General features: G+C 64.6%; 8 protein-coding genes and 2 pseudogenes. 8 read left to right on the top strand and 2 right to left on the bottom strand.

Annotated features, from left to right (window positions below; genetic code table 11):
• The first annotated feature begins 104 nt into the window (after window positions 1-104).
• The 3 genes from GSQ89_RS06105 (at window position 105) to GSQ89_RS06120 (ending at window position 4,333) form a co-directional block, all read left to right on the top strand.
• Entirely contained in the window at window positions 105-1,118 is a 1,014-nt protein-coding gene (locus tag GSQ89_RS06105) for an ABC transporter permease (RefSeq protein WP_158923026.1), read from the top strand.
• Window positions 1,115-2,020 carry an ABC transporter permease gene (locus GSQ89_RS06110; protein ID WP_158923028.1) on the top strand — a complete coding sequence of 302 codons (906 nt, stop codon included), beginning with the start codon at window positions 1,115-1,117 and terminating at the stop codon, window positions 2,018-2,020. The genes GSQ89_RS06105 and GSQ89_RS06110 overlap by 4 nt, the downstream gene beginning before the upstream one ends.
• 294 nt (window positions 2,021-2,314) lie before the next feature.
• On the top strand, window positions 2,315-4,333 hold the full coding sequence (locus GSQ89_RS06120) for a dipeptide ABC transporter ATP-binding protein (protein ID WP_158923032.1): 2,019 nt from the start codon (window positions 2,315-2,317) through the stop codon (window positions 4,331-4,333).
• Here GSQ89_RS06120 and GSQ89_RS06125 read toward each other — a convergent pair.
• Window positions 4,330-4,635, bottom strand: a complete 306-nt coding sequence (locus GSQ89_RS06125; RefSeq protein WP_158923034.1) for a LexA family transcriptional regulator — start codon at window positions 4,633-4,635, stop codon at window positions 4,330-4,332. The two genes, GSQ89_RS06120 and GSQ89_RS06125, sit on opposite strands and share 4 nt — an antisense overlap.
• A gap of 28 nt (window positions 4,636-4,663) precedes the next feature.
• Between GSQ89_RS06125 and GSQ89_RS39060 the strand changes: the two are divergent.
• The 4 genes and pseudogenes from GSQ89_RS39060 to GSQ89_RS06140 all read left to right on the top strand — a co-directional run.
• A pseudogene (locus GSQ89_RS39060) lies at window positions 4,664-4,813 on the top strand (IS630 family transposase); the annotation flags it as partial.
• A gap of 93 nt (window positions 4,814-4,906) precedes the next feature.
• The gene (locus tag GSQ89_RS39065; RefSeq protein ID WP_256367301.1) at window positions 4,907-5,458 is read left to right on the top strand and encodes a sulfotransferase domain-containing protein; all 552 of its coding nucleotides are present in this window, start codon (window positions 4,907-4,909) and stop codon (window positions 5,456-5,458) included.
• Window positions 5,459-5,603: 145 nt separating this feature from the next.
• A complete protein-coding gene (locus GSQ89_RS06135; protein WP_158923036.1) occupies window positions 5,604-5,741 on the top strand; it encodes a hypothetical protein in 138 nt (45 codons plus the stop codon).
• A 247-nt stretch (window positions 5,742-5,988) separates the two neighbouring features.
• Window positions 5,989-6,525 (top strand): hypothetical protein, encoded by a 537-nt coding sequence (locus GSQ89_RS06140; protein WP_158923038.1) that lies wholly within the window; start codon window positions 5,989-5,991, stop codon window positions 6,523-6,525.
• A 226-nt stretch (window positions 6,526-6,751) separates the two neighbouring features.
• Here GSQ89_RS06140 and GSQ89_RS06145 read toward each other — a convergent pair whose 3' ends face one another.
• Window positions 6,752-7,606, bottom strand: coding sequence for a phytanoyl-CoA dioxygenase family protein (locus GSQ89_RS06145; RefSeq protein ID WP_158923040.1), 855 nt, complete (start codon window positions 7,604-7,606; stop codon window positions 6,752-6,754).
• Between the two features lie 268 nt (window positions 7,607-7,874).
• Here GSQ89_RS06145 and GSQ89_RS39070 point away from each other — a divergent pair.
• Window positions 7,875-7,988: pseudogene (locus GSQ89_RS39070) on the top strand (IS6 family transposase); the annotation flags it as partial.

Here is a 7,988-nt window from a genome sequence, read left to right on the forward strand (position 1 = left end):
GCGCATTTTCTGCCGCGGATCATACGGGCGCGGCGGCACAATACAACTTGGCGCTTCGCCGCCCGTGCGGTATGCGGCAAGAAAAAGGAGGGGGACACGACCGCTTGCCGCGCTATATCGCCTCGCGTTTGCTTATTGCCGTGGCGATGGTGTTGCTCGCCACCCTGATCATCTTCCTGATCGCCAACACGGTGCCGGGCGACCCGGTGCTGACGCAGCTTGGCGACGTCGCCGCCAACAACCCGGCCATCGTCGAAGCCTACCGCCACAAATGGGGCCTCGATCTGCCGATGTGGGACCGCTACTGGGTCTTCCTGCGGGGCCTGATGCATGGCGACCTGGGCATCTCGATCTCGTCGCAGCGCCCGGTGATCGAGGATATCGCGCAATACGCCCCCGCCACGATCGAGCTTTCCACCGTCGCGTTCCTGCTCTCCCTGTTGTTTGGCCTGCCGCTGGGCGTGCTGGCCGCGGTGAAGCGCGATTCGTGGATCGACCACCTGGCCCGAGCGGTGTCCCTGGTCGGCGTTTCGGCGCCCACCTTCTGGCTGGCCTTCATCATGCTGGCAGTGTTCTACGGCTGGCTGGGCTGGGCGCCCGGCCCGGGACAGATCGGCGCCGACCAGTTCCCGCCGCCGGACGTGACCGGGTTCATGCTAATCGACGCACCGCTGGCCGGCCAGTGGGACACGTTCTGGGATGCGGTCACGCATCTGATCCTACCGTCGATCGTGCTCGCATCGGCAACCATGGGCCTGATCACGCGGACCACCCGAGCCGCGATGCTGGAAGTACTGTCGCAGGACTACATCCGGGTCGCGCGCGCGAAGGGGCTGCTGGGGCGCGCCATCATGCTGGGCCACGCCCTGCCGAACGCCTTGCTGCCCGTGGTCACGCTGGGCGGCCTGGCCTACGCGCAATTGCTGACCGGCACAGTGCTGACCGAGACCATCTTCTCCTGGCCCGGCCTGGGCCGCTACACGTTCCAGAGCGCGGTGATCCTCGATTTCCCGGCAATCATGGGCGTCACCCTGGTGGTCGCAGTCGTCTATGTGATCGTCAACCTGGTGGTCGATGTTTCCTATGCCCTGCTCGACCCGAGGGTAATGCGCCGATGACGAATCCCGTCACCGTCGCCGCGCTGACCAACGAAGCGGCCGCGACGCTCGCCGACACGACGGACTCTGCCGCTGGCCGTCGCCGCCGCTGGCGCCGGCGCTATCTACTGGCCGTCCTGGGTTGCGCGGTGGTGCTGATCTGGCTGGTGGCCGCCGTGCTGGCACCGTGGATCACACCCTACCCGCCCGATACGGTGAACGTCGCCGGCCGCCTCGCCGCGCCCTCCGCGGCGCATTGGTTCGGCACCGACGAACTCGGCCGCGACGTCCTGACGCGAATCGTCTACGGCGCGCGCACCTCTTTAACAGTCGGCTTCACCGTCGTGCTGATCGGCGGGGCCGCCGGCACGTTGGTTGGCGCCGTCGCGGCCTACGCCCGCGGCTGGGCCGACGAGGTCCTGATGCGCGCCACCGATCTGATGTTTTGCTTCCCACCCATCATCCTGGCCATGGCGATCGCCGCCGCGCTGGGCATCGGCACGCGCAACACGGTGATCGCCATGCTGATCGTGTGGTGGCCGAAATTCGCCCGGCTGGCACGCAGCCTGGTGCTGGGCCAACGCTCGCTGGAATACGTCGCGGCGGCACGCACGATCGGCTTTTCCCCCGTGCACATCTTGTTCCGCCAGATCATGCCCAACGCGCTGGGTCCATTGGTCGTGCTGGTGACGCTGGATCTGGGCAATGCCATTCTGGTGTTCGCTGGCCTGTCCTTCCTCGGCCTAGGCGTGGTACCGCCGACGCCTGAGTGGGGCTCCATGGTCTCCGAAGGCCGCGAACTGGTCTCGCAATGGTGGGTTGCGACATTCCCCGGCCTGGCGATCCTGACGGTCGTCATCGGCTTCAATTTCGTGGGCGACGGCCTGCGCGACTGGTTGGACCCACATGCCAGACGACGCTAACGCCCGCCCCGTCATGCCAGAGTGCCCCGCCGTGCCAGTACTCCCCGCCGTGCCAGTACTCCCCGTCGTGCCAGTACGCCCCGCCGTGCCAGTACGCCCTGCCGTGCCAGAGCGCCCCGCCGTGCCAGTACGCCCTGCCGTGCCAGAGCGCCCCGCCGTGCCAGTACGCCCTGCCGTGCCAGAGCGCCCCGTCATGCCGGCGCATGCCGGTATCCACGCCTTGCCTTCGTGCGACAAGGAAGGCGTGGATACCGGCATGCGCCGGCATGACGATGTGGCATCGACGGCAGCGCCATGAGCGATGCAGACCCCCTGCTCCAGGTCAGCGACCTCCGCACCTGGTTCTTCACCGACGCCGGCGTGGTGCGCGCGGTTGACGGCGTCAGCTTCACCCTGCACCGAGGCGAAACGCTGGGCATCGTCGGTGAATCCGGCTCCGGCAAGAGTGTCGCCGCGAAGTCGATCATGAACCTGCTGGAGGAACCGGCCCGTATCGTCGCCGGTTCGATCCGCTTCGCCGGCCAGGAGATCACCGCCCTGCCGGAAAGCGCACTGCGCGAGGTCCGCGGTGCCGAGATCGCGATGGTCTTCCAGGACCCGATGACCTCGCTCAACCCGGTGCTGCGCATCTCGCGTCAGTTGGTCGAGACGATGACGGCGCATCACCGTTTCACCGCGGACGCGGCCCGCACACGAGCGGCGTCGCTGCTGGGCCGCATGGGCATCGCAAAGCCAGAGGATGTGCTGGACTCCTGGCCACACCAGTTCTCCGGCGGGATGCGCCAGCGCGTGATGCTGGCGATGGGCTTTTCCAACGAACCGTCACTGATCCTGGCCGATGAGCCGACCACGGCGCTGGACGTGACGATCCAGGCGCAGATCCTGGACCTGCTGCGCGCGCTGAATGCCGATTTGGGCACCGCGGTAATCCTGATCAGCCACGATCTGGGTGTGATCGCTTCGGTCTGCTCACGCGTGCTGGTGATGTATGCCGGCGAGGTGGTCGAGGAAGGCCGGCCGCAGGACCTGCTGACCGATCCCCGCCACCCCTACACCTGGGCACTGCTGCATGCCGCGCCGCGGCTGGACGGCACCGAGACCGGCGACCGGCGGCTGGCGACGATCGAAGGCCAGCCGCCCGACGCCCGCGCCTGGCCCGAAGGCTGCCGCTTCCGCGCACGCTGTCCTTTCGCGGTCGAGGCCTGTTCGGAGCATCCGGCACTGCTGCCGATCGCCCCCGAACGCAGCGCCCGTTGCTGGGTCACGCAAAACGGCACGCGCCTGGCGCCGCCACAGGCGCGTGCCACCGCGGCCGTGTCGCGCCCGCCCGCCGGACCGAAGCCGTTGCTGCAAGTGCAAGGCCTGGTCAAGCACTTCGAACTGCCGCGCGAAAACTTCCTGGAGCGGCGGCGCGTGCTGCGCGCGGTGGATGGCGTGGACCTGGAGGTCTTCCCCGGCGAGACCGTCGGCCTGGTCGGCGAGTCCGGCTGCGGCAAATCGACGCTGGCACGTGTGGTCATGCGGCTGGAGGAACCGACCGGCGGACGCATCCTGTTCGACGGCCAGGACATCTCCCACGCCTCGCAATCGGCGATCCGCCCGTTGCGCCGGCGGATGCAGATGATCTTCCAGGACCCTTACGCCTCGCTCAATCCGCGCATGAATGTGGGCGAGATCCTGTCCGGGGCACTGCATCTCCACGGCCTGGCCAGCAGCGCATCGGACGCGCGCGTTCGGGTCGGTGCCCTGCTCGACCTGGTGGGGCTGCCGCCGGCCGCGGCTCGGCGATTTCCGCACGAGTTCTCCGGGGGCCAGCGCCAACGTATCTCCATCGCACGCGCGCTGGCGGTAGAACCGGATTTCGTGGTCGGGGACGAGCCGATCTCGGCGCTGGATGTGAACATCCAGGCGCAAATCATCAACCTGATGATCGGATTGCAGGAACGGCTGCGCCTGACCTACCTGTTTATCGCGCATGATCTGGCCGTGGTGCGCCATATCTCCGACCGGATCGTGGTGCTGTATCTTGGCCGCGTGGTGGAAACTGCGAACGCTGCCGAATTATTCCGCCGCCCGCTGCATCCCTACACGGCGAGTCTCATCTCCGCCGTGCCCACGCTCAATGCGGCGCGGAAGCGGATCCTGCTGACCGGGGAAATTCCAAGTGCGATCAATCCTCCGTCCGGGTGCCATTTCCGCACCCGCTGCCCAGCCGCGGCACCGCGCTGTGCCACCGAGGCGCCGGCCCTCGTGGAGGTCGCAACCGGCCATCGCGTGGCGTGCCATTTCCCGGGTGTGGTGGTGGCCGACTAGTAACTCTGCACAATGGCTTTAACTGGTTGACCGTAGCCCGGATGCAGGTCCGGCAAATCGCGACGATCGACCAGAACGGCGATGCTCCGTGCCACCACCCCCGGTTGGCGCGAGATCCATCCCGCTTTTTCGAGGGCAACCACCATCTGATGCACTGACGGCGGTGCGACCTGAAAGAACCGTTGCATGTCCGCCTCGGCGGGCGGGCGCCCGTTCACCAGCGTATAAGCGTGAGTAAACGCCAGATATTGCCCCTGCTTCGGCGTGAAAACAGGATGAGAATCAGTCGCCGCGCGATTCATCGTCGCCCTCGTCAACGGGGGATCGGACATGAATATACGGTACCGGGTCGAACTGAGCGAGGCGGAACGCGCGACACGCCCGGCGATGCTGAGCGGCGGCAAACATGCGGCGCACAAGATCAAACGAGCCCAGATCCTGGTCGCCGCCGACACAGGGGTCAGCGACGAGGCGATCAGTCTTGCCGGACAGACCGTCAGGTCGATCACGGAAACACAACTCAAACCGCGGGATGAGCACCACGCCGGTCGTCTTGCGCCGCCACGCCCTCGGGTGGGCGCTGCCGCGCCGCGATCTCTATCTCACGGGCGGACACAGCAGGCGAAGATGATCTGCTGCGTGCGAGATGTGCCCTGGGTGCTGGAAAGCATCGAACGGATCACTCGGGAGAATACGTTCGAGCTTTCAAGGATCTTCGATTTCGACCCAGGTGGAACGGTGTATTCCCGGACCGGCGGCCTGACCGCGCGCGGCGGCATGGTGGGGCAGGCCTACAACGCATTGAAGCCGGCGATGCACAGCGCAGAATCGAACCGCATTCTGCTGCTGACCTATGAGACGCTGACCCGAGACCCGGCTTTTGCGATGCACGCCATCTATGACTTCGTCAGTCTGCCGCCGTTCGATCACGACTTCGACCATGTGTCGTTCAATGCGGCCGAGTTCGACGCTCGGCTGGGCACTCCCGGACTGCACACGGTCCGGCCGGCGGTTCGTGTGGCCGAACGGGACAAGCTGCTGCCGCCCGATTTGTGGCGCCGCTTCGAGGGGGAAAGCTTCTGGCAGGATACCGGTTTCAACACAAAAGGCGTGCGCGTCGTTTGACCTGGGTTGCATTGGTGTCTCGGCATCTCCCCGCCCCACGCATAAATCCCATGTCCGAAAACCGGATTATCATTTGAACCGCATTGGTCCATCTTCCGCTCCAGCCAAGCCGGACATTTCGCCCGACCGGACATGGAGACTACCGATGAAGACCATCATTCTTGCCGCTTTCACCGCTCTCAGCCTTGGCATCGGGTTGGCCAATGCGCAGAGCGTCGTGACCGGAGCGCACCAGGCGGTTCCCACCCTCAACGCTTTCGACGCAGGATGGGCCAACGGCTAAACCGCGTTTCACCGATCTGCATCAGGGCCAGCATTAAGCTGGCCTTTTTGCTGTACAGGGCATTCAGCCCGCTTGAGCAAACCGCTGCTTGTGCCGCCCGACCTGCAAACGGTCATTCTCCCGATACCGGTCGCTGACATCCCGATGCGCCGCGGCGTCGCGGGCATGCGGAGAAATCCCGTCTGTCAGAAGCGCCGGGCTAGGATTACGATATGGGAATAGCCGCTACTCCCAGAGGTAGGAATCCGTGACCCATATCAGAACCGCGCTGACCAGCATCACCATCGCTCTGGGAATAACGATCGTGACACTGGCCGCCGTTGCCGCCGGCCCGTCCAGTCTCACCGAGGCGCTTTCCGGCCGCTACAGCAAGCATTTCGTCAACGGCATGGTGGACGGCGAACGATACGACAGCGATGATGTTGTCGAGATCGTGCCCGTGGCAGAGGACGCCGCCTACATCAGGGCGTCCCTACAGTTCGCCAACGGGCACGCCTGCGACATATCGGGGGTCGCAGAGGCCGAAAAGAATCAACTCGTCTATCGCGAGCCGGTATCGCAAAGCCTGAACGGACAACAATGCGTCCTGCGGCTGTCGCGTGTCGGATCAAAATTGCAGTTGGACGATGGCGCGGGAAGCTGCCACGAAATGCACTGTGGCATGCGCGGCACCCTGACGTGGGCTCTGCCCTTCGAGAGCCAGCGCCCCATCCGTTATATGGCTCGCCTGAAAGCCTCATCAGACTACATCGCTGCGCTGAAGGAGTGGCACGCCAAGCAATAGGCGCCACCCCCAATCTAGCTGTAGCGCCAAAGGTCCTCTCATCGCCACAAAAGGGCATTTTCCCAGAATCTTCAGATCGGGCCTGACGTGTTCACATATAAATCGCTTTCTCCGCGATCTCTGCGCCCCGCTCTGCGCCCTCTGCGTTGAAGGCCCAAGCCAGAAACACAGACTGTCCCAACTACGACAGAAACGCCAAGCCATAATCGTCCCGAAACAAGAACGCTCAACCAGCCCCGGCAAACCGCCGTTCATGTCGCCCGACCTGCAAACGGTAATTCTCCCGATACTGGTCGCTGACATCCTGATGCGCCGCCAGCGCCGCCGCATCGCGTTCGCCGCCAGGGGGATCGACCAGATCGAAATGCCCATAGCGATCTTCCCCACGCACCAGCATCGCCCGGCAGCGCACCGGACCATCCACCCGCACATGCGTGGGCATGTAGTTCAACCCAATCCCCACCCGCCGATGGGACGCATGGTTCGGTGCCGAACGGTGGATCGCCAACTCATGATGCAGTGAGAATGATCCCGCCGGCAGCGCCATCGCCGTCGGACTCGTCTCATCGAACGCTTCCACGATCGTCTGCCCCGCCCGGTTGATGCTGTTCGGCAGACCCATCGGCGAGTGCTGATACAACTTCGGCTCACCGTGGAACGACAGTTGCTCCATGCAGCCGGCCTCCTTGCTGGCGTCGGTCAAGGCAACCCAGGCGCAGACCGATGCCTGAGGCTCCAGGCCGAAATACCCGCCATCCTGGTGCCAGGCGGCATAGGTCGGCGAATGCGGCTCCTTGATGAAGAATGTGCTGGTCCAGACCAGAATGTTCGGACCGATCACGTCCTCGATGGCATCCAGGATCCGGGGATGGCGGATCAGGTCGTTGATCCACGGCGCATGCATGTGGCCATGCGATCGCCATTTCGCCTCCGCCTCCGCCACCGGCCCGCCAAGCTCGGTTTCCAACCGCCGCAGCCCGGTCATGCAGGTCTCGATTTCCGCCGGCGACAGCGCCGGAAGGGGAAACAGGAACCCGTTGTAGCGAAAAGACTCCAACTGTTCCTGCGTGAGCGCTTTCATGGGTTGTTCTCCCTGGTGGCCTTCTTGCCCCGCATTGTGTCTCAGATGCGTCGCCCGGTCACGGGTCGCGTTGAGAACGTTCCCCTTGTGCCGATCTCGGCCGTGACCAGCGTTGGGACGAACCGGATGCCGCCAATGATTGGCCTCGACTAAAGTCTTTCTTCGTCGGCCATTGAGCCGTCTAAGTTTATCGGTTCTGTCGCAAATTTTTTCGTGGCCGGGGCTTGGCGTAGGATCGACTGGGGCGGCTTCGGTGGGATTGAGGACGATGATCAAGTTCAAGGGCAGCCATTTTGAGCGGGAGGTGATCCTGTGGGGTCTGCGCTGGTACGTGGCGTATCCGATCAGCTATCGTCAGCTCGAGGAGATGATGCAGGAGCGT

The organism is Acidisphaera sp. S103, from assembly GCF_009765975.1.
In the GTDB taxonomy this organism is placed as follows: domain Bacteria; phylum Pseudomonadota; class Alphaproteobacteria; order Acetobacterales; family Acetobacteraceae; genus Rhodopila.

Bases quoted from the DNA above. Each gene is read 5' to 3' on its own strand.
- GSQ89_RS06110 (WP_158923028.1), top strand. From the start codon at position 1,115: ATGACGAATCCCGTCACCGTCGCCGCGCTGACCAACGAAGCGGCCGCG.
- GSQ89_RS06145 (WP_158923040.1), bottom strand. From the start codon at position 7,606: ATGAAAGCGCTCACGCAGGAACAGTTGGAGTCTTTTCGCTACAACGGG.
- GSQ89_RS06135 (WP_158923036.1), top strand. From the start codon at position 5,604: ATGAAGACCATCATTCTTGCCGCTTTCACCGCTCTCAGCCTTGGCATC.
- GSQ89_RS06120 (WP_158923032.1), top strand. From the start codon at position 2,315: ATGAGCGATGCAGACCCCCTGCTCCAGGTCAGCGACCTCCGCACCTGG.
- GSQ89_RS06125 (WP_158923034.1), bottom strand. From the start codon at position 4,635: ATGAATCGCGCGGCGACTGATTCTCATCCTGTTTTCACGCCGAAGCAG.